Origin of the sequence: Streptomyces sp. 2A115, from assembly GCF_052245575.1 — a bacterium.
Taxonomy (GTDB): Bacteria; Actinomycetota; Actinomycetes; order Streptomycetales; family Streptomycetaceae; genus Streptomyces.
The window spans coordinates 94,141-113,778 of record NZ_JBQQCG010000019.1 but is presented as its reverse complement, the minus strand read 5'-3'; the positions used below and the strand labels follow the sequence as shown (position 1 = coordinate 113,778).

Sequence of the window (19,638 nt, the reverse complement as noted above, 5' to 3'; positions counted from 1 at the left end):
GTCCACGATGAACGCGTCTTCGCTCTTCAGTGAGGGCAGGTCCGCCGAGATCGTCGCCGAGAGCTTCGGCGCGGACACCGATCCGAGACTGCGGAAGGTCCTGAGCGCCCTCGTCCGGCACCTGCACGACTTCGTCAAGGAGGTCGAACTCACCAACGAGGAGTGGGAAGCGGCGATCGCCCTCCTCACCGAGACCGGTCAGGCCTGCACCGACGTACGGCAGGAGTTCATCCTGCTGTCGGACGTGCTGGGCGTTTCGATGCTGGTCGAGACGGTCAACAACCGTTCCCTGGAGCTGGCCACCGAGTCCACCGTGCTCGGCCCCTTCCACATGGTCGAGTCACCCCCCAGGAAACAGGGCGACCTCATCGCGCTGGACGGCAAGGGCGAACAGTGCCTGGTCACCGGACGCGTCACGGACGAGGCGGGAACCCCCCTCGCGAACGCCGAAGTAGACGTCTGGCAGGCGAACGCCGAGGGTTTCTACGACGTGCAGCAGCCCGGCGTCCAACCCGATCGCAACCTTCGCGGCCTTTTCACCACGGACGAGAACGGCGAGTTCTGGTTCCGTTCCATCGTTCCCCGCTTCTACCCGGTCCCCGTGGACGGGCCCGTCGGCCGTCTGCTCGAGGCCACCCACCGGCACCCGAACCGGCCCGCGCATGTGCACTTCCTGGTGAGCGCCCAAGGGCACCGGCCGTTGATCACTCATCTGTTCGTCAAGGACTGCCCGTACATCGGCTCCGATGTCGTTTTCGGCGTCAAGGAAAGTCTCCTGCGCGACTTCGCCCGGGTCGACGACCCCGCCCGCGCGGCCGAACTCGGTTTCGACAACCCGTACCGCGCCGTCCACTTCGACATCACCCTCCTCAGCGCTACCGGCCAAGGGACCGACCGATGAATCAGGCACGAACCTTCGCGTACCAGGCGCCGCCGACGCGTGTGGTGATGGGCCCCGGCGTAGTCGGCCGGCTGGCCGACGAGATCGACCGAGCGGGACTCAAGCGCGTCCTCGTCCTGTGCTCCCCTCAACAGGAGGAGCTCGGCCACACGGCCGCGCGTCTGATCGGCGACCGCGCAGCCGGAGTGCACCCCCATGCCCGCATGCACGTCCCCGTCGAGTCCGCCGCACGGGCCGGCGAACGCGCGGCGGAGCTGGGGGCCGACGGCTGTGTCGCGATCGGCGGCGGTTCGGCGATCGGTCTCGGCAAGGCGATCGCCCTGGAACACGGGCTCAAGATCATCGCGGTGCCGACGACGTACGCCGGTTCGGAGATGACCTCCGTGTGGGGGATCACCGAGAACGGCCGCAAGCACACCGGCAAAGACCCCCGGGTGCTGCCGGTCAGCGTGTTGTACGACCCCGAACTCACCCTGAGCCTCCCGCCTGGCGCCTCCGCGACCAGCGGCATGAACGCCATCGCGCACGCCGTCGAAGCCCTCTACGCGCCGGACGCCTCGCCGATCATCAGCCTGATGGCCGAGGAGGGAGCGCGCGCCCTCGCCACGACGCTTCCCGCTGTGGTGGCGGACGGCGCCGACGTCCAGGCGCGCGCCGAGGCCCAGTACGGTGCCTGGCTGTGCGGTGCCTGCCTCGGCGCCACCACGATGTCGCTGCACCACAAGCTGTGCCACACGCTCGGCGGCACCCTCGACCTGCCGCACGCCGACACCCACACCGTCGTCCTGCCGCACGCCCTCGCGTACAACCAGCCGAGCGCACCTGAGGCGGTCGCCGCGCTCGGGCGCGCGCTGGGCGACGCCGACCCGGCGGTGGCGTTGTGGGAACTCGCCCGAAACCTGGACGCCCCGGGCTCGCTGCGCGAACTGGGCATGAAGGAAGAAGCGATCGACCAGATCGTCGAGCTGGCGCTGGCCAACCCGTACGCCAATCCGCGCGAGGTCACCTCCGAGGGCCTCACCCGGCTGCTGCGTCGCGCCTGGGCCGGCGAACCGCCGATCGCCTGATCCGTTCGCTCCATTCAGCACATCGAAGGCGAGAACACTCAGCGGTACCCTGCGAATGCGTACGTGGGGGCGTGCAGATCAGCACAGTCCGCAGATCAGTTCAACGGTCTTTTTCTGGAACCTCACCGGACTTACCGAATCCAAGACCGTCACCAGTTTGCCCAGAATTGGGGAGAATTCCCATGACTACCGACGCCACCACCGACGCCACTATCGCCAGCCTTGTCAAGCGGATCGAGGTGCTGGAGGCCGAGGCCGAGATCCGCCGTCTCCAGACTCGCTACATGTTCCTGTGTGACACCCCGATCCCCGAGTTCGGCGTCCGCGACGACGGGCACCGCATCGACCTGATCATGGAACTGTATTCCGAGGACGCTGTCTGGGAGGGCGTCGGTGAGTACTACGACGGCCAGTTCGGCCGCGCCGAGGGAGCGGCCGCGATCCGTGAGCACTTCGAGGCGTTCTGGGGCCAGAAGCAGGACCCGGCGTTGCTGTTGAACGCCCACTACCTGACCTCGGAGCAGATCCACGTCGACGGCGACGAGGCGACCGGCCAGTGGATCCACATCCAACCGTGGCTCTTCTCCGACGGCAAGTCACTACTGCGCTCGAGCCGGCTGAACAACGCGTTCCGCAGGGTCGACGGCACCTGGAAGATCACGCGCACCCGGACCGAGAATGTGTTCGTCGCGCCGCTGCTCGCGGGCTGGGCGAGCGACTACCCATCGACCTCGGTGCTGATGGGGCCGTGACCTTGCTCCCCGGTGATTGAGTCCTGGTGGTCCCAGGCCTCGGTGGAGTGGGCGCCCACGCACGGCCTGCTTGGAGCCGGATGTCTTGCAGAGCTTTCAGAAACGATTCCATAATCAAATGGAAACTGGGCAGAGGCTCGGAACCCGGCACCTCCCTAAAATTAGGGAGGTGCCGTTTTGCCGCCCCGTGGGGATGGCTCTCATTGAGTTCTCCCACCTAGCATTCGGCCATGAATTCCGGAGATGAGCAGGTCAGGCCCGTTCCTCTGCTGCGGGCCGAAGGGCTCTCGAAGCGGTTCGGAACCGCTGTCGTGCTACGGGACGCCCACGTGGAATTTCATGCCGGTACAGTGACCGCGCTTACCGGGGAGAACGGTTCGGGGAAGTCGACGGTCGCCCGGATTCTCGGCGGGATGCTTGCTCCCGACGCGGGACGCATATTGGTGGACGGAAAACCTGCACGCATTCCTGACGCGAAGGCCGCGCTCTCTCACGGGATCGCGCTGATCAGCCAGGAACTGACCCTGGCCGCCGACCTGACTGTCGCGGAGAACGTCTTCCTGGGCCGGCTGCCGGTGTCCGGCAGGGTCGCGGTCTCGTGGCGCAGGCTGCGGTCCGCGGTCACCGAGCTGCTGGAAACGTACGGGATGGCGATCGACCCCCGTGCGCGGGTGGGTGACCTGCCCATCGAACTCCAGCAGCAGGTCGAGATCGCGCGGGCGCTGGCCACCGACCCCCGGGTGCTCATCCTGGACGAGGCCACCAGCTCCCTGTCGGAGAAGGCCGCCGACCGGCTGCTCGAACTCGTCGAGCAGCGCCGCGCTCTTGGCACCGCGGTCGTGATGATCACACACCGGATGAACGAGATCTACCGGGCCGCCACCTCTGCCGCTGTGCTGCGGGACGGCCGGATCATGGCCACCGTCCCGATCCCGCGAACGCCGGAGGAGGACCTCGTCCGCCTCATGGTGGGCCGTGAACTGGGCGACTACTACGGGCGGCGCGTCCACGAGCTGGACGCCGCGGACACGGTGCTGAGCGCTGCCGGCCTGTCGGCGCGGGCACAGGGACTGCGGTCGGTCGACCTGTCGGTACGGGCCGGCGAGATCGTCGGCGTGGCCGGGCTTTCGGGCTCCGGCAAGGAGATCCTGGGCCACGCCCTGGCGGGCGCCGTCTCCGCCGAGGGCCGGGTGCGGGTGGCCGGGCGTGCAATCAGGCTCGGCCGCCCCGGGGCCGTACTCCGTGGCGGTCTGGGGTTCGTACCGGAGGACCGGAAGGCCAAAGGCCTGCTCCCGGAGCGGTCGGTCACCGAGAACCTCTCCTTGGCCTGGCCCCAGCGCATCTTCCGGTACGGGATCCGCAGGCCGCGGGCGGAGAGCGGCCGGGTGGCCGACGCGGTGCGCCGATACGGCATCCGGACCGCCTCCCCGCACCTTCCGGTCCGGTTCCTGTCCGGAGGCAATCAGCAGAAGATCACCATCGGCCGACTGTTCGACCTGAACCTTCCTGTCTACGTCCTGAGTGAGCCGACCCGGGGTATCGACGTCGGCTCCAGGAGCGCGATCTACACCCTGTTGCGGGAACAGACCGCCCGGGGCGCCGGGGTGCTGTTCATCTCGTCGGAGCTGAACGAGCTGTGCGGAGTCTGCGACCGGGTGCTGGTGATGTACCGGGGGGACGTCGTCGCGGAGTTCACCGGCGCCGACATCAACGAGGAGACCATCAACCGCGCCATGGTCACCGGCAGGCCGCAGCTCGAAGCCGCCTGACACGCCCGCCCGGCCCGCAGCCGCGGGGCGCCCCGACCACATTCCCGCGCATCAGAGCGATCCGCTGCCCTCACCCGACAGGAACGTCATGACAGCTCTCCATCAGCAGGTCGATCCCTCCAGCGCCGCGCCCGGTGGTGAGCGGGCCCGCCGTCAACTGCCACCGCTGCCGCGCCTGGGCGAGACAGGCGGGGTCGTCGTCGCCCTGGTCGTCCTGATGGCCGTCTCCTCCATCGCCCAGCCGGCCTTCTTCACCTGGTCCAACATGATGAACATCGTCGGGGCCAACAGCGTCGCCATGTCGCTGGCGATCGGCTCCACCTTCGTCATCATCGCCGGAGGCATCGACCTGTCCGTCGTCTCCATGACCGCCGCGGCGGGCATGGGATTCGGGCTGCTGCTGTCCTCCGGGGCGCCGACGGTGGTCTGCGTGCTGGGAGCCCTGGCCCTCGGAGCCGCACTCGGTGTCGTGAACGGGCTGCTGATCTCCCGGCTGGGGATCTCCTTCCTGGTGGTCACCCTGGGCATGGCGTCCATCGCGGCGAGCCTGGCGCTGGTGGTGAAAAACGGCTCTACCGTCGACGTCTTCACCAAGCCCGCCTTCGGCCCGGTGCACACGTTCGCAACCGGCGACGTGGGATCGGTGCCCTTCATCCTGATCTTCGACGTACTGCTCGTCCTGGTGACCGCCGGAGTGCTGCGCCACACCCGCTTCGGCCGCTCGGTGTTCGCGGTCGGCTCGAACGCGGAGGCCGCGCGCCTCAACGGCATCAACGTCAAGAACACCACCGCGGCCGTCTACGCGCTGGCCGGGCTCGCCGCCGGGATCGGCAGCGTCGTCCAGGTCGGCCGGCTCACCGGAGCCTCCCCGCAGATCGACCCCTCGCTGCTCAACGGCGTACTCGCCGCGGTACTGATCGGCGGAACCTCCTTCAGCGGCGGCAAGGGCAGCATCTGGGGAACCGTGCTGGGAGTGCTCTTCCTCGGCGTGGTGCAGAACATCATGACCCTGGCCGACATCTCCAGCTTCTGGCGGCAAGCGGTCAACGGCCTCCTGCTCATCCTCGCGGTCGGACTGAGCGCGGCGCGCTGGAGGAGCCTGCGCCGACGGCCCGCGGCCGAGACAGCGGCCGCCCTCACCGGGGACCCGCGATGACCACGCCGGCCGGCCCCGACGCCGATCACTGGTCCTCGTCCGGGTCGCCTGACGCCATGTCACCGCCGTCCACTCCTGACCGCAGACCACCCACCCCCCGCCAACCCTCATCAGATCGGACATACACCATGCACAGCAGATTCTCTCGCCTCGCCCTCAGCGGCCTGGCGATCGGCGCCATGGCCGTGGCCACCGGCTGCGGAAGTGATAGCTCCACATCGGCCGGCAGCGGGTCGGGCAGCGGTCTGACCGTCGGGTTCGCTTCCCCGGTGATGGCCCAGGAAGGCCAGCAGGACATTTCCAAGGGCTTCAAGTCCGGTGCGACCAGCCTCGGCTGGAAGGCCAAGACCTACGATGCGAACCTGTCGGCCGACACTCAGGTCTCGAACGTCCAGACCATGATCGACCAGCACGTCGGCGCGCTCTCCGCCTGGGCGCTGGACGAAAACGCCATTGCGGGCTCCTACGCCGCCGCCAAGAGCGCCGACATCCCGGTGGTCGGCGTCAACTCCGCAGGAGCGAAGGGAACATCAAGTGTCTGGTGGGAGGTCTACAGCTGCGAGAAGGGCGGGATCCTCGACCAGCTCGCCGACATGTTCGCCAAGGCCAAGCCGAACGGGAAGATCGCGGTGATGGGCTTTCCGGTCAAGTCGATCGTGGGGATGACCGACTGCTTCACGGCCGCGGCGAAGCGGGCCGGGCTGACCATCGTCTCCAAGCAGGACAACACCCAGAACACCAGCAGCGCCGCCTCCTCGCTGGCCCAGGACCTGCTGTCGGCGCACCCGGACATCGACGGCTTCTGGAGCTTCAACGATTCCACGGCGCTCGGCGTCTCCTCGGCCGTCATCGCCGCCGGCAAGAAGGTGCACACGGCCGACAATCCGAACGGGATCGTGGTCACCGGGTCGAACGGCGACTCCTCGGCGATCGCGGCGCTCCGCAACGGCACCATCACCGCCACGATCGACACCGACCCGTACTGCACCGGGGTGGCGGCGGTCGCCGCCATGCAGGACGCCATCAAGGGCGAGGCCGCATCCAAGTACGTCGTCAAGAACGGGCTCATCACGAGCGCGACGGTCAAGGACTTCGTGGCGCCCAAGGACCGCTCCTGCACGCCCACCGAACTGCCGCTGGTCAAGTGAGCCCGGTCGCCCACCCCATGACGACCCCCTGAAGGAGGTTCCACCCCATGTGCGGACCGCCATGTCCCGGGTGCACGGTGCCGACCACCGTGCATGGCGGCGACCCGCTGGTCCTGGTGCACGAACACCGGATCGCGCGAGCGACCTGGGACGAGCGTGGAGGTGACTGCGGTGGCGGCAGACCCGAGCCGCGTGAGACCGGCGGACGGGCAGCTGCTGGGCAGCGTCGTCTACATCGTCGACGACGACCAGGAACTGTGCAGGTCACTGGCCTGGCTGCTGGAGTCCGTAAAAATCAGGTCCCTGTGCTTCACCGATGTGAGGACGTTCCTCGACTCCTACGACCACGGCCAGCCCGCCTGCATGGTGCTGGATGTGCGCATGCCCCAAGTGGGCGGCTTCCAGCTCCAGGAGATCCTGAACCGGGCCGGATCAGCCATCCCGGTCATCTTCGTCTCCGCCCACGGCGACATCAGAATGTCGGTGCGGGCACTGCAGAACGGCGCCGTGGACTTCCTGGAGAAACCCTACGATCCGCAGCACATGCTCGATGTCGTCCAGCAGGCGCTGCGGACCGCGCAGGACCGGTTCGCCCGCGCGGCCAGGCAGCAGGCGCTCCAGACGCGCCTGGGCAGCCTCAGCCCGCGTGAGCGGGAGATCCTTCGCCTGGTGATCGACGGCATACCCAGCAAGAACATCGCGACCCGGCTGGGGATCAGCACGAAGACCGTCGATGTGCACCGCACCCACATCCGCGAGAAGACCCGCGCCGAGAGCATGGCAACCCTCGTCCGGGACGTGCTGCAAACGGGCCTGTCCCACTGCTGCTGGAGCGGACCGTCGACGAGCTCAACGACGCACCCGGCCGCGCCGGTTCCGGCGGGGCCCGCTCAGCGGACCACATCGTCTCGGCCGGGAAAGGGATTCCGGAATGCATGGAATTCTCCTCACTAACCAACCCGTCGTCAGGTCCGGGATACCCTTTGGTATCCCCGAGTTTTACCCCATGCCGCGGTATAAGGAATTCCCTAATAGTGCTCGGGTGACCCCCGTTCCTAGGATTTCCCGTGTCAAGATGTCCCCCCTTGACGAGGAGTGAATGATGGGAACCAGCTTCAGTGTCATGGTCACCGGCGCATTGCCGATGGCCACCTACGGCCCGCTCGCCAAGCAGGTCGAGGACGCCGGATTCGACCAACTGCACATCGCGGACGACCTCGTCTTCCGTCCGGCCTGGCCGATCCTCACCGCCGCCGCCCTCAGCACCTCGCGCATCCGGCTCGGCCCGTTCATCGTCACGCCTCAGGTCGCCCACCCCGTCTACCACGCCGCGAACCTCGCGGCGCTCGACGAACTGTCCGGCGGACGCATGGTGGCGGGCATCGGTCGGGGTGGCTTCAACCCGCTCATCGGCGCGGTCGCCCCGTCGAAGCCGATGACGTGGATGCGCGAGGCGCACGCGTTGATGACGCGGATGCTGACCATGGACCGCACCCCGTTCGAGGGGCAGTACTTCAAGGCCACCGAGGACCTCTACTTCCAGTTCGAGGTGGAGCGGCATGTCCCGCTGTACGTCGGGACCTGGTCCCCGCAGACGGCCCGGCTCGCCGGGACCATCGCGCCGGGGATGAAGGCTGACTGCGTCGCGAGCCCCGAGTACGTCGCCCGGCTCAAGAGCCAGTTCGCCGACGGGCGGGCCGGCGCGGGGAAGTCCATGGAGGGCACCGAGTTCATCGTCGGTCCCCTGTGCGCGATCTCCACCGATCCTGGCCGTGCCGAGGACTCCATCCGCGGGATGCTGGCCCTGCTCCAGCCGTTCCTCGCGCCGATGATTCGTGAGGTGGGCATCGGCGAGGACGAAGTGGAGGCCGCGTACACCGCCTTCACCAAGGGTGATGTGGCTGAGGCGAAGGCCCTCGTGACGCGCCGGGCCATCGACGCGTTCAGCCTTACCGGCACACCCGACCAGGTCGTCCGGCGGATCGGCGACCTGATCGACGCGGGCGCCGACAACATCGCGTTCGGACCGCCCCATGGCGACGATCCGGTGGAGTGCATCCGCCTGATCGGCGAGCAGATCCTGCCCCGTTTCACCAGCCGCGCCGCACGGAAGGTCATCATTTGACTTCCTCCCCCCTCGTGAACGAGAGGGGATTCCTACGGCTCGCGCCGTGGGGTTTTCTGCTTCGTCGCCGACTGCCCGCCCGGAGAACTCCGTTGAGGTCTTACACCAGCTCCACAGACAGACACCGCCAGCCCGGCGGCCAGAAGGTTGTTCGCCGCGTTCACGTCCCGATCATGGACCGCACCACAGCCGCACACCCACCTGCGGACGCTGAGCGGCATCTTGTCCTGCAGACTGCCGCAGACGGAACACAGCCTGGAGGAGGGGAAGAACCGGTCCACCACGATCACTTGACGCCCGTACCAGGCAGCCTTGTACTCCAGCATGCAGCGGAACTCGCCCCAGCCCGCGTCCGACATGGCCCGGGCCAGCGTGCGGTTCTTGACCATGGTGCGCACGGTCAGGTCCTCGATCACGAGCGTTTGGTTGTCACGCACGAGACCAGTGGTCAGCTTGTGGAGCATGTCGCGGCGCCGGTCGGCAATCCTGGCATGGACCTTGGCGACCTTGCGCCGGGCTTTGGCCCGGTTGGTTCCCTCGCCCTGGGCTGGGCGGGACAGCTCCCGCTGGGCCCTGGCGAGCCGGGTGCGGTCGCGGCGCTCGTGCCGGGGGTTGGCGATCTTCTCACCGGTGGACAGGGTCAGCAGGTGGCTGAGGCCGACATCGATTCCGATGGCGCGGTCGGTGGCGGGAAGCGGTGTGACATGGGGGTCCTGGCACAGCAGCGAGACGTACCAGCGTCCGGCCGCGTCCTGGGACACGGTCACCGTGGACGGCTCCGTACCGTCGGGCAGCGGCCGGGACCACACGATGTCCAGCGGGTCCGCCATCTTCGCCAGGGTCAGCCGGCCGTTCCGGAAGCGGAACCCGCTGGTGGTGTACTCCGCCGACTTGCGCGATGTCTTGCGCGACTTGAAACGCGGGTACTTCGCCCGTCTGGCGAAGAAGTGGGTGAACGCGGTCTGTAAGTGCCGCAGCGTCTGCTGCAGCGGCACCGACGACACGTCGTTCAGGAAGGCCAGCTCCTCGGTCTTCTTCCATGCCGTCAGCATCGCCGAGGTCTGGTGGTAGTTGACCCGTTCCTGCCGCGCCCACGCCTGCGTGCGGGCGGCGAGCGCCAGGTTGTAGACCTTGCGCACACACCCGAACGTGCGCGACAGCTCCGCCGCCTGCGCATCACTGGGACAGAAGCGGTACTTGAACGCCCGCTTCACATGATTCGCGGCCACGCGCACAAACCAGCCAGACCGCAAGGAGAGATCAAACCTGCGGGTCAGGGCACTGCGATCCGCCCTCGCGGCGCATCCCAGCTCCTTGCCCTGCTCCGCAGGGATTTCGTTTCCTCCCCCGGCTGAAGCCGGGAGTATCCACGAAAGGACTCCGATGACCGAGGCCACCGACACCCTGCTCCGTCGTCTCGAACGCGCCTGGAACGACCAGGACATCGAGACGATCGCCAGTCTGTTCACCGACGACTGCGTCTACGAGGACTTCGCCGAGGAGGCGTATGTCACGGGGCCGGATGGGGTCCGCCAGTTCGCGGCGGCCGTCTACTCCACCATGCCCGACTTCTCGCTCACGCTGCGCCGGATCGGTACCGGCCCGACCCACGGGGTGAGCGAGTGGACGATCACCGCGACCTGGCGCGGTGAGTTCGAAGGGGTGGACCGGACGGGCACCCGCGTCGAGTTCTCCGGACTGTCCATGTTCGAGTTCGCGGACGGCCGGATCAGACGGAACTCGGACTGCTGGGACTACACGGTCCTGGCGAAGCAGATGCGTGTCCTCCCCGAGCGGCTGCGCGCGGTCCTCTGAGCCGAGAGGTCGTCGGTCGCGGTCTGCTCAGCGGACCGCGACCGACGACCTCTCGGCGAGGTGAGCGCCGGCGCCCACCCGCACTTCTCGACCGGCACCCGCGCCACCACTCCCCCGCAGCGGGATTCCCGCCGTCTCTCTCCCTCCGGGGTCTGGGCGCTCTCTCCTCGGCCACGGCCTGAGACCGATGTCCGACCTCGACGCCCGATCGCCCGATCGCCCGCCGCTCAACGGCGCGGCGGCTCGGCGCGGGCGGTCCTGCCGAAGAGGACCCGGGTGAGCTGTACCCGGCTACTGATCTCCAGCTTGGTGTAAATGCTCTTCATGTGCTGGCGCACCGTGTAGACGCTCAGCGTCAGCTGGTCGGCGATCTCGCGGTCGGACAACCCCGCAGCGACCATGCGCGCCACATCCGACTCCCTGTTCGACAGGGAAGGACGTCCCTGGTTCACATAGCGCGGCTCGGCCGACTCCAGGGACAGCTCCATGACCTCGGCGCCCGGTCGGCCGGGCACCGACCGGACGGTGCAGTTGAGCACGTCGTTCGCCCCGTCACGCTTCCTGACCAGATAGGAACGGCGCGATTCGGCGACCGACGGCTCGGTGTCCCGCAGAATGCGGTACAGGATGTCACCGCCCTCCCTGAGGTTGTCCAGCAGTGCCGCGGCAGGCGGAGTCACGGTGGGTTCGGTGGAGTCGGGGCTGGTGTAGGCGACCGCGGCGGAGCTGTTCTCCAGGGCGAGGTTGACGACGTCCAGCTGTTCTTGGAGCCGCTGCCGGCCGCGCAGCGCGGTCACCGCACCGCCGACGACCCCGGCCATGGCCGCCATGAAGTGCAGGTCCGTTTCGGTGACGGGAGTGTTCGCCCGGTCGGAGGAGAAGTCGAGGGTGCCGATGATCGAACCCCGGACGACGATCGGCGCCTTGAGGACATGCAGCATGTTCTCCAAGCGGTCAACCAGCCGGTATATGTCGGTCTGCCGCCACTGGTGGAGGGATCGGCCCGCGAGGTTGTAGGCGGGTGACGCGGTCGCCATGACCTGCCGGAGTTCATCGTCGACGGGCCGGCCCAGCCGTTCGTACGCGGCCAGGAAGCGGTTGCTCACATTGTGCGAGGTGTACCACGACGGGCTGGTGGTGCCGTCGACGAACAGGTACACCGCCCCCATCGGGAAGTCGATGACACGCCGGGCCAGGGCGAAGTACGCCTGCCCCAACTGTTCCAGGTCCTCGACATCGGCCAGCACCGCGGCCAACTCCGCCAGACTGGCGTAGCGCTGTCCCTCACTGCGGACACAGGGCGCGGATCGCGCTCTGCCTTCGTTCTGCTGTTTCTCCATCCGAGGGTGCCCCATCTCCACGGGCGACCGCCGGCCGCACCAACAACCGGACCTGCGCCAGCCGCGTTTTTCGAGAAATCGAGAATCGGAATATTCGGGTCTGGCGCCGGTGCCGACCGCTTACCCCAAGGGGAAGTTCCAAAGGCCACACGTCGTCGGGGCCAGGGCGCCACGCAGGCGGGGATGTCCACAGGTGGAACATAGCCCCCCATTACCCGATATCACCAGGGATGACCTACCTGCGGTGGCCCGTGCGCACAGCGCCTTCCGCGCCTGCGGCGTCGCGCCCGCCGTCGCCTGCCGCGGCGCCCGACTTGGTCCACTGTGCCGGCCGTTGTAAGTATCTGGAGTGCCGGGCCAACCCGGCTGTCTTCGACTTCATACGGGAAAAGCCCTTCCCGACGTACGGTTTTCCCTATCTGTCTTCCCTGTCTCCCCCGCCGAATGCCCGCTCGCCGGGCGGCTCAGGGCCGTGCCGCGCGCCGGATTTCCTGGGCGGTCCGGCCGAACTCCGCCTTGAGGGTGCGGCTGAGGTGCGTGGCGTCGAGGATCCCCCAACGGGCCGCGATCTCGCGGGTCGCGCGGTTCGCCAGCGAGGGGTTGGACAGGTCACGGCAGATGCGATGCAGCCGCTCATGTCTGATCCATGCCGCCAGGGACATCTCCCGCCGGTTCAGCAACTTCTGCAGATAGCGCACCGAAATACCGTGCTGCCGAGCGACGAAGCCCACGGACAGGGCGGGGTCGGCGAGATTGGCCAGGCAGTAGGCGAGGATGCGATCGGCAAGGTCTGAATCGGCCTCGGTGTGGGAGGGCGAGGCGTCGGTGAAAGCCGAGATGATCAGCGAGACCAGCGCGTCCGCGAGGTGCATACCGGCGGCCGGGGAGACCTCTTCGATGCCGGCTCCGAGCCCGGCGATGCAGGCCGCCACGACGGGACCGACTCCCGGACCGGCCGGCAGAGGGGACGCACTGCGCCGCCCGATCAGCTCGGCGTTCAGCCCGAGCCGCGCGCGCGGTATCCCGATGACGAAGGTCTCGAAGTCGTCCCAGTGCCTGAGGTCGTAGGGGCGAGTGGTGTCGTAGGCCACGAGATCGCCGGGGTGCAGAGAGCCTCGCCGGCCGTCCTGTTCGATCCCCGCCCGCCCACGCCGGTGCAGCGCGATCTTCAGCAGCTCGCGATCGGTGGAGCCGATGGTGCGTACGTCCCGGTGGACGCGGCACGGTGTGGCCGCGATGCGGGATATCACGACCCCGTCGATGGTGACTGCCGCGAAGCTGGCATGGAGTCCACCCTCGCTCGGAATGCGGATGCGCACCGGCACGAATGATTGGGACGAGGCAGCCTCGAACTGCTCGATTCCCTCGAGGTCATTGCGTCTCATGCTGCCCTCACTGTGGGGCGTTGAGCCAAGGGTGAGAAACATACCCCAGGACCCCCCTCGCGCATATGGCCCGTTTGTTACGGTCATGCGCCGGTCCGACAGGCGGTGCCTGATGCGGAAATCCGGCGAATGCTCGTTCGCGTGATGGCATCCCATTCGCAGTTCCGATACGCAACTTCACCGCCAGAAGCGAAGCTTCGGGAGGCGCGGAGATACAAGGGGATCGGAACTCATGGAACAGGGTGCACGGGATGGCCTCGACACCGGTGATCCTCATGGGGTTGGCCTCCCGCTCCGGACAGGTGCCAACGGTGTCGTTTCGCGGGCGAGCGCTTCGAGTCGCTCCCCTAGCGCGAAGAGCTGGTCCACGCGGTGGGGGTGGCCGATCAGTTGCAGGCCGAGCGGCATGCCCCCGTCGTCGGTATGTCCGGGCACCGTGAGCACCGGCAGGCCGAGCAGTTGCCAGGGGCGGCTGAGTACGGGGGTGCCGGTGGCGGCGAGTCCGTGCGGTGCGGGGCCGAGGGCCGCCGGGCCCAGGATCGCGTCGGCGTCCGTCAGCGTCGCGAGGACATCGGCGCGGGCCCGCGTGGCCGCGGACAGGGCCGCCCGGTAGTCGTCGTCGGTGATCCGGCGCCCCAGGGCGAGCAGTTCGTCGAGCGCCGTGCTCAGCCGGTCGGGCTGCCGGGCCTCCTCGGCCCGGGCGCGGGCGCTCTCGTACGCCATGACGGTGGTGTGCGCCGCCACGAGGCCGGGGGTGCGCGCGGCCCAGTCCAGGTCCTCGGTCGCGGCGCCCTGTGCGCGGGCCCCTTCGGCCGCTCGCGCCAAGGCCGCGCGCATCGGCTCCTCGACGTCCCCGAGTTCGCCCGCCGTCCACACCAGCAGCCTGGGGCGGCCGGACGTGGCCGGGAAGGCGGGAGGACGCGGTCCTTGGGACAGTACGCCGTGGACGAGGCGGAGGTCGGCGACCGTAGCGGTGATCAGGCCGACCGAGTCGAGGCTGTGGCTCAGGCCGGTGATTCCCGTGGTCGGCCATGAACCGACGGGCGCCACGAATCCCGCGACACCGCAGAACGCCGCCGGGCGGGTGAGCGAGCCGGCGGTCTGGCTGCCGAGCGCGAGGGGCACCACGCCCGCCGCGACGGCGGCTGCCGAACCGCTCGACGAACCGCCGGGGGTACGTGTCAGGTCGTGGGGATTGCGCGTGGGGCCCGGGGCGAAGTACGCGAACTCCGTGGTCACCGTCTTGCCGAGCGGAATCGCTCCCGCCCGCCGGAGCCGGGCGACCACCCACGCGTCGGCCCCGGCGATCCGGCCCCGGCGCAGCGGCGACCCGCACTCGGTCGGTGTGCCACGTACGTCGATGATGTCCTTGACCCCGAACGGGACACCGCGCAGCGGCAGTCCGTCCGCCGGACGGTCGTCCTGTTCTCGGGCCGTGCTCAGGGCGCCGGCCCGGTCGACCCGGACCCAGGCCCTGAGGTCCGGCTCTGTCGCGTCCAGGCGCGCCAGCGCCGCGGTGACGGCCCCGCTCGGACGGATCCGGCCGCTGCTGATCTCCCCCACCGTCCGGGCCGGCGGAACCGGGTAGGCCTCACTCATCGTCACTCGGCTCACGTCCCGTCTCGAGGCGGTGGAACCGCCGGTTGAAGTAGACCAGGCTGTCGCCGTGCCGGACGTGGACCCGTTCGACCTCCACGAACATCACGCTGTGCGAGCCCATGGGCTTCCGGTCACGGACCGTGCCGACGATGTTGACCAGCGCGTCGCGCAGGACGGGGAGTTGTTCGGCCGGGTCCCATATGTCCCAGGCGAATCGCTCGGGCATGGGGACCTTGGTGGCGCCGGAGAAGTGCAGGGCCAGTTCCTCGTGGTGACCGCCGAGCACGTTGACGCACACCCGGCGGTTGCCGCTGATCACGTCGTGCGTCGCGCTGCCTCGGTTGACGCAGACCAGGACCGTGGGCGGTGCGTCGGTGACGGAGCAGACGGCGCTCACCGTCATCCCGTACCGCCCTCCGGGGCCGTCGGTCGTGAGGATGTTGACGGCAGCCGGCAGGTGAGCCATCGCCTCGCGGAATTCTGTCCGGTCGGGTCCGGCGATTGTCGTCACCATTCTCGTCTCCTCAATTGCCCGCGTCCGCTCTTCTCACCTTTCGCTCAACACTAGGGAGCAAGCGAGGGGGCGGTAACTGCGGGCGGCTTGACTCTTTCTGAAGAAAAGGGCCGGGGTGTAGGTGTTTTCCTCAGCGATTTCCTCGGCGCAGCGGCTCCCGGCCTCATCAGAATTCGATGACGAGGAGTCAGAACTCGATGACAAGGCGTCGGCCACGCGCGCGGGAGACGCAGGTGGCGATCTGGTCGTTCGCCGCCTTCTCCTTCCGGGTGAGGCAGTTGTCGCGGTGGTCGGGCTCCCCCTCGAGAACGGGCAGGACGCACGTTCCGCAGATCCCCTCCCGGCAGGAGGTGTCGACCTCGAAGCCGTTCTCCGCCAGGACGTCCACGATGCTGCGGTCCGCCGGGACGGTGAACACCTCTCCGGTGTCCAGTTCCAGCTCGAATTCCGCGCCGGGCTTGCCGGCGGGATCGGGGGGCTGGAAGTGCTCGATGTGCACCTGGTCCTCGGGCAGGGAGCGGGCCGCGGTGGCGGTGACGCGCTGCATGAACTCCTTCGGGCCGCAGGTGTAGACGTGGGTGCCGGGGTCCAGGTTCGGCAGGATCGCGTCGAGCGCCTTCTGCTGCCCGGGGCGTGGCACGCCGAAGTGGAATCGCACCCGGGCGGCGAAGCCGGACAGCTCCAACTGGTCCGCGAAGGCCGCCCGCCGACGTGCGGAGGCGAAGTAGTGCAGCCGGAAGTTCCTTCCCTCCCGATGCAGTTGGTGGGCCATGGCGAGCAGCGGTGTCACGCCGATGCCGGCGCCCACCAGCACGTGCTCCCCGGCGCCGGTTGCGAGGCCGAACATCTTGCGCGGTTCGCTGATGCGCAGTTCGCTGCCCACCCGTACGTCGTCGTGCATGGCGTCCGAGCCGCCGCGCGAGGGGGTCTCGCGCTTGACCGCCACGAGGAACGAGCCGGTCTCGTGCGGCGGCCCGCACAGCGAGTACTGCCGGGTGATCCCGGTCGGGCCCGTCACGTCGATGTGCGCACCGGCCGGGTACGGGCCGAGCGGTACGCCGTCGGACCGGACCAGGCGGAAGGACCTGATCGTGTCGGTCTCGTCGGCGATGCAGGTGACGCGGACCGTGATCATCGTACGTACAGCCCTCCGTTCACGTCCCAGCAGGCGCCGGTCACCGAACCGGCGTGCTCGGCGGCCAGCAGCGCGACCGTGTCGGCGACGAACGAGGGCGAGACCAGTTCGCCGACGGGGATGTTCTTCTTCAGTGCCGCCGCCGTCTTGGGCCCGATGAGGTCGTACGTGACCGGGAGGTCGAGCGGCCCCGGAGACACCGCGTTCACGGTCACTCCGCGCGGAGCCAGTTCGCGTGCGAACACCTTGGTCAGGGTCAGGACCCCGCCCTTGGCCGCCGCGTAGTGCCCGCCGGTCGCCGTGCCGCCGTTCTGCCCGGCGAGCGAGGCCATGTTGACGATGCGGCCGTGGCCGCGGTCCGCGAAGCAGGCCCCGAAGACCTGGCTGCCGAGGAAGACACCGTCGAGGTTGGTCCGCACCACCGAGGAGAAGCTCTCCGGCGAGATGTCCATCAGGGACTCGACCTGCGACTGCCCGGCGTTGTTGACCAGCACGTGCACCGCTCCCCAGCGGTCGGTGACCTCGTCGCGGACCCGCTCGAAGCCGGACTTCTCCCGTACGTCGAGGGTCAGGCCGATGGCGGTCCCCTGTCCCGGGTCGAGCGCGGCCGCGGCTTTCTCGGCGCCCTCACCGTCGAGGTCGGCGAGGGCGACCCGGTAGCCCTGCGCGTGCAGCCGGGCGGCGATGACCTGTCCGATGCCCCTCGCCGCACCGGTGATCACGGCGACCCGGCTCCCGGCGGCGCTCACAGCAGGAACCCCGTCGCGCTGACCGCTTCCTGCGCGTTGAGGAGCCGTATCACCTTGCGGGCGATCCGTGGCTCACCGCCGTCGAAGACGACCCGGTGGGTGAGGTCCGCTCCGAGCACGAAGGTCTCCTCGCGCTTGTACCCGACCAGCACCTGTGCGGAGTTCAGCTCGACGGCCTCCTCCTCGGACCGTACGACCACGAAGTTGGACACGGTCCGTACGGTCCGGGCCGCCGACACGGCGGAGATCGAGTAGCCGGAGACCAGCCGTTCGATGCGCATCCGTCGCATGCGGTCGTCGTCGTAGACCATGTTGAGGCTCGCTTCGAAGTCCTCGGTCTGCGGGTCGATGGGGATGACATAGCGGCCGTGGGGGGCCCAGAGGCGGTCCCACTCCTCGTACCGCTTGCCGTCGAGGAGCCGCGCCTCGCGCCACACCAGTTGGACGGCGGCGCTCACCCGGGCATCGGTGAGGCCCAACAGCGCCTGCTCAGTGAGCATCGGTCATCATCCTCTTCCACATCGCGTACGCCTCGCGCATGCCCGTCTCGTCGGTCGCGTGGGAGACCCGGTCGCCGTTGTCCGCCTTGTTCTCGCGCTCCATGCCCCGGTTGACCAGGATCGGCATGTCGGGCCCGCCGGCGACGCCGCGCTGTACGCGGTCCCAGGCCTCGGAGTCGTCGGGGCTGCCGAAGCCGAACGGCCCCTGGAAGTGCTCGTGGATGCGCAGCCGTTCCCGGTTCACGATCTCCGGACCGCCGTCCATGCCCAGGGCCATGTGCCGGATCTCGGTCTCCGCCACGGAGACCGGCCGCAGGACGCGGAAGAACGACATCGACATCGCGACGTTCGGGAAGAGGTTGAGGTTGAACCCGGAGCCGTGCAGGGACCGGACGATGCGACGGACTTCGGCCGGACCGAACTCGCGGGACAGTTCCTCGACGAGGTGTCTGAACCGGGCCTGGAGCTGCTCGGTGCCGTCGTCCTCGTCCAGATCGACGTGTTCGGGAACCATGACCATGACGCTGTGGCCGTTGCCCAGGGAGTGGGTGACCGCCTTCTCGTCGGTCATGAAGGACAGCATGCTCGCCGTCTCGGCGTCCACCGACGCCATCCAGGAGCGGTGCACGATCGGGAAGTGGTAGCCGTCAGTGGTGTTCTCCAGCTGGATCTTCCAGTTGCCCTTGAACCGGAACCTGTGCTCCCCCTGAACCTTGATCGGATAGCCGGCGCCCTGCTTCATGAAGCGGTCGATCCACAGCCGCGCCCCGCCGAGGAAGTCCTCCAAGGGCTCGATGTCCTCGTTGAAACTGGCGAAGATCATGCCCGCGTAGACGCCCACCTTGAGGCGCTGGAGCCCGAAGTCCTTCTTCTCCAGCACGTCCTCGTAGCCGTCGGGATAGGGGATGCCGCGCAGCTTGCCATCGAGCGCGTACGACCAGGCGTGGTACGGGCACGTGAAGCCGTTTCCGTTGCCGCGCGGCGTCTCGCACAGGCTCGCGCCGCGGTGCCGGCACCGGTTGACCACGACGTTGATCCCGCCGCGGCGGTCCCGGGTGACGATCACGGGCTGGCGGCCGACGTACGCCGTCCGGAAGTCGCCCGCCTTGGAGATCTCGCTCTCGTGGGCGACCCACACCCAGGTCCGGTGGAAGATGCGGTCCATCTCCAGCTCGAACAGCGCCGGATCGGCGTAGAGCGCGGCCGACACCCGGTCTTCCCGGACGAGCTCCGCCGCCAAGTCGCCGGGGTTCACTGAATGCTCGCCGGAATGGTCAGCGGGCGGCCGATGCGTGCCTCGATCGTGGCGTAGCGCCAGAGCAGGTGTTCGCCGACCGGCGTGGTACGGAACAGATCGCAGGCGGCGGCCACCGTCTTCTGGTCCGCGACGTCGGCCAGGATGTAGCAGGTCCACGGCCAGGACGCGGACGGTCCGATCATGTGCTGGTCGTCGTCGATGTTGCCGAGGACGTTGACGCCGGGCATGGCGGCGATCCCTTCCATCATTCCTGAGAACGCCTTCCAGACCGGACCGCCGTGGCCTGCGGGCAGATCGAAGAAGTTCTGGTTGACGCCGATGCAGAACAGGACCCGCAGGGGAGCGGGAGTTGTCTCAGGCATGTCGATCCTTTCAACGTGTATTGCGGGGCCGGACGGGAGCTACCCGGAGCCGGCGGAGTCGCA

At 68.5% G+C, this 19,638-nt stretch carries 19 protein-coding genes; 9 read left to right on the top strand and 10 right to left on the bottom strand.

The features are described from left to right. Nucleotides 1-7: 7 nt before the first annotated feature. The 8 genes from ACTWQR_RS18845 (at nucleotide 8) to ACTWQR_RS18810 (ending at nucleotide 8,918) form a co-directional block, all read left to right on the top strand. Nucleotides 8-901 (top strand): intradiol ring-cleavage dioxygenase, encoded by an 894-nt coding sequence (locus ACTWQR_RS18845; RefSeq protein WP_443228252.1) that lies wholly within the window; start codon nucleotides 8-10, stop codon nucleotides 899-901. Continuing rightward, nucleotides 898-1,968, top strand: a complete 1,071-nt coding sequence (locus ACTWQR_RS18840; protein WP_443228251.1) for a maleylacetate reductase — start codon at nucleotides 898-900, stop codon at nucleotides 1,966-1,968. Before ACTWQR_RS18845 ends, ACTWQR_RS18840 begins: the two co-directional genes overlap by 4 nt. A 182-nt stretch (nucleotides 1,969-2,150) precedes the next feature. Next, a complete protein-coding gene (locus ACTWQR_RS18835) occupies nucleotides 2,151-2,720 on the top strand; it encodes a nuclear transport factor 2 family protein (RefSeq protein ID WP_443228250.1) in 570 nt (189 codons plus the stop codon). 230 nt (nucleotides 2,721-2,950) lie between these two features. Continuing rightward, the gene (locus tag ACTWQR_RS18830) at nucleotides 2,951-4,489 is read left to right on the top strand and encodes a sugar ABC transporter ATP-binding protein (RefSeq protein WP_443228249.1); all 1,539 of its coding nucleotides are present in this window, start codon (nucleotides 2,951-2,953) and stop codon (nucleotides 4,487-4,489) included. Nucleotides 4,490-4,577: 88 nt separating this feature from the next. Beyond that, nucleotides 4,578-5,645: an ABC transporter permease gene (locus ACTWQR_RS18825; protein WP_443228248.1), complete on the top strand. Its 1,068-nt coding sequence runs from the start codon at nucleotides 4,578-4,580 to the stop codon at nucleotides 5,643-5,645. Nucleotides 5,646-5,773: 128 nt separating this feature from the next. Next, nucleotides 5,774-6,793 carry a sugar ABC transporter substrate-binding protein gene (locus tag ACTWQR_RS18820; protein ID WP_443228247.1) on the top strand — a complete coding sequence of 340 codons (1,020 nt, stop codon included), beginning with the start codon at nucleotides 5,774-5,776 and terminating at the stop codon, nucleotides 6,791-6,793. Nucleotides 6,794-6,985: 192 nt separating this feature from the next. After that, on the top strand, nucleotides 6,986-7,747 hold the full coding sequence (locus tag ACTWQR_RS18815) for a response regulator transcription factor (RefSeq protein WP_443228246.1): 762 nt from the start codon (nucleotides 6,986-6,988) through the stop codon (nucleotides 7,745-7,747). A gap of 145 nt (nucleotides 7,748-7,892) precedes the next feature. Further along, nucleotides 7,893-8,918, top strand: coding sequence for an LLM class flavin-dependent oxidoreductase (locus tag ACTWQR_RS18810; RefSeq protein WP_443228245.1), 1,026 nt, complete (start codon nucleotides 7,893-7,895; stop codon nucleotides 8,916-8,918). A gap of 32 nt (nucleotides 8,919-8,950) precedes the next feature. On the opposite strand, the gene ACTWQR_RS18805 is transcribed toward ACTWQR_RS18810, so the two are convergent. Beyond that, nucleotides 8,951-10,147, bottom strand: a complete 1,197-nt coding sequence (locus ACTWQR_RS18805; protein ID WP_443228244.1) for an RNA-guided endonuclease InsQ/TnpB family protein — start codon at nucleotides 10,145-10,147, stop codon at nucleotides 8,951-8,953. A 154-nt stretch (nucleotides 10,148-10,301) separates the two neighbouring features. Between ACTWQR_RS18805 and ACTWQR_RS18800 the strand changes: the two genes are divergently transcribed. Beyond that, a complete protein-coding gene (locus ACTWQR_RS18800) occupies nucleotides 10,302-10,733 on the top strand; it encodes an ester cyclase (RefSeq protein ID WP_443228243.1) in 432 nt (143 codons plus the stop codon). Between the two features lie 227 nt (nucleotides 10,734-10,960). Here the strand turns inward: ACTWQR_RS18800 and ACTWQR_RS18795 are convergent, their stop codons facing one another. From ACTWQR_RS18795 to ACTWQR_RS18755, 9 genes are all read right to left on the bottom strand, one after another. Further along, nucleotides 10,961-12,073: a LuxR C-terminal-related transcriptional regulator gene (locus ACTWQR_RS18795; protein ID WP_443228242.1), complete on the bottom strand. Its 1,113-nt coding sequence runs from the start codon at nucleotides 12,071-12,073 to the stop codon at nucleotides 10,961-10,963. 464 nt (nucleotides 12,074-12,537) lie between these two features. Then, complete coding sequence (locus ACTWQR_RS18790) at nucleotides 12,538-13,458, bottom strand: AraC-like ligand-binding domain-containing protein (protein ID WP_443228241.1); 921 nt, start codon at nucleotides 13,456-13,458, stop codon at nucleotides 12,538-12,540. Nucleotides 13,459-13,731: 273 nt separating this feature from the next. Then, nucleotides 13,732-15,057 carry an amidase gene (locus ACTWQR_RS18785; RefSeq protein ID WP_443228240.1) on the bottom strand — a complete coding sequence of 442 codons (1,326 nt, stop codon included), beginning with the start codon at nucleotides 15,055-15,057 and terminating at the stop codon, nucleotides 13,732-13,734. Continuing rightward, a complete protein-coding gene (locus ACTWQR_RS18780; RefSeq protein ID WP_443228239.1) occupies nucleotides 15,050-15,571 on the bottom strand; it encodes a flavin reductase in 522 nt (173 codons plus the stop codon). The genes ACTWQR_RS18785 and ACTWQR_RS18780 overlap by 8 nt, the downstream gene beginning before the upstream one ends. A 187-nt stretch (nucleotides 15,572-15,758) precedes the next feature. Next, entirely contained in the window at nucleotides 15,759-16,706 is a 948-nt protein-coding gene (locus ACTWQR_RS18775) for a PDR/VanB family oxidoreductase (protein WP_443228238.1), read from the bottom strand. Further along, on the bottom strand, nucleotides 16,703-17,455 hold the full coding sequence (locus ACTWQR_RS18770) for an SDR family NAD(P)-dependent oxidoreductase (protein ID WP_443228237.1): 753 nt from the start codon (nucleotides 17,453-17,455) through the stop codon (nucleotides 16,703-16,705). Before ACTWQR_RS18770 ends, ACTWQR_RS18775 begins: the two co-directional genes overlap by 4 nt. Next, entirely contained in the window at nucleotides 17,452-17,955 is a 504-nt protein-coding gene (locus ACTWQR_RS18765) for an aromatic-ring-hydroxylating dioxygenase subunit beta (protein ID WP_443228236.1), read from the bottom strand. The genes ACTWQR_RS18770 and ACTWQR_RS18765 overlap by 4 nt, the downstream gene beginning before the upstream one ends. Further along, on the bottom strand, nucleotides 17,945-19,210 hold the full coding sequence (locus tag ACTWQR_RS18760) for an aromatic ring-hydroxylating oxygenase subunit alpha (RefSeq protein ID WP_443228235.1): 1,266 nt from the start codon (nucleotides 19,208-19,210) through the stop codon (nucleotides 17,945-17,947). Before ACTWQR_RS18760 ends, ACTWQR_RS18765 begins: the two co-directional genes overlap by 11 nt. Then, nucleotides 19,207-19,575, bottom strand: a complete 369-nt coding sequence (locus tag ACTWQR_RS18755) for a hypothetical protein (RefSeq protein ID WP_443228234.1) — start codon at nucleotides 19,573-19,575, stop codon at nucleotides 19,207-19,209. Before ACTWQR_RS18755 ends, ACTWQR_RS18760 begins: the two co-directional genes overlap by 4 nt. Nucleotides 19,576-19,638: the final 63 nt, after the last annotated feature.

Coding starts and splice junctions, on each gene's coding strand:
- ACTWQR_RS18845 (WP_443228252.1), top strand. CDS start 8: ATGAACGCGTCTTCGCTCTTCAGTGAGGGCAGGTCCGCCGAGATCGTC.
- ACTWQR_RS18840 (WP_443228251.1), top strand. CDS start 898: ATGAATCAGGCACGAACCTTCGCGTACCAGGCGCCGCCGACGCGTGTG.
- ACTWQR_RS18835 (WP_443228250.1), top strand. CDS start 2,151: ATGACTACCGACGCCACCACCGACGCCACTATCGCCAGCCTTGTCAAG.
- ACTWQR_RS18830 (WP_443228249.1), top strand. CDS start 2,951: ATGAATTCCGGAGATGAGCAGGTCAGGCCCGTTCCTCTGCTGCGGGCC.
- ACTWQR_RS18825 (WP_443228248.1), top strand. CDS start 4,578: ATGACAGCTCTCCATCAGCAGGTCGATCCCTCCAGCGCCGCGCCCGGT.
- ACTWQR_RS18820 (WP_443228247.1), top strand. CDS start 5,774: ATGCACAGCAGATTCTCTCGCCTCGCCCTCAGCGGCCTGGCGATCGGC.
- ACTWQR_RS18810 (WP_443228245.1), top strand. CDS start 7,893: ATGATGGGAACCAGCTTCAGTGTCATGGTCACCGGCGCATTGCCGATG.
- ACTWQR_RS18800 (WP_443228243.1), top strand. CDS start 10,302: ATGACCGAGGCCACCGACACCCTGCTCCGTCGTCTCGAACGCGCCTGG.
- ACTWQR_RS18795 (WP_443228242.1), bottom strand. CDS start 12,073: ATGGAGAAACAGCAGAACGAAGGCAGAGCGCGATCCGCGCCCTGTGTC.
- ACTWQR_RS18790 (WP_443228241.1), bottom strand. CDS start 13,458: ATGAGACGCAATGACCTCGAGGGAATCGAGCAGTTCGAGGCTGCCTCG.
- ACTWQR_RS18785 (WP_443228240.1), bottom strand. CDS start 15,057: ATGAGTGAGGCCTACCCGGTTCCGCCGGCCCGGACGGTGGGGGAGATC.
- ACTWQR_RS18780 (WP_443228239.1), bottom strand. CDS start 15,571: ATGGTGACGACAATCGCCGGACCCGACCGGACAGAATTCCGCGAGGCG.
- ACTWQR_RS18775 (WP_443228238.1), bottom strand. CDS start 16,706: ATGATCACGGTCCGCGTCACCTGCATCGCCGACGAGACCGACACGATC.
- ACTWQR_RS18765 (WP_443228236.1), bottom strand. CDS start 17,955: ATGCTCACTGAGCAGGCGCTGTTGGGCCTCACCGATGCCCGGGTGAGC.
- ACTWQR_RS18755 (WP_443228234.1), bottom strand. CDS start 19,575: ATGCCTGAGACAACTCCCGCTCCCCTGCGGGTCCTGTTCTGCATCGGC.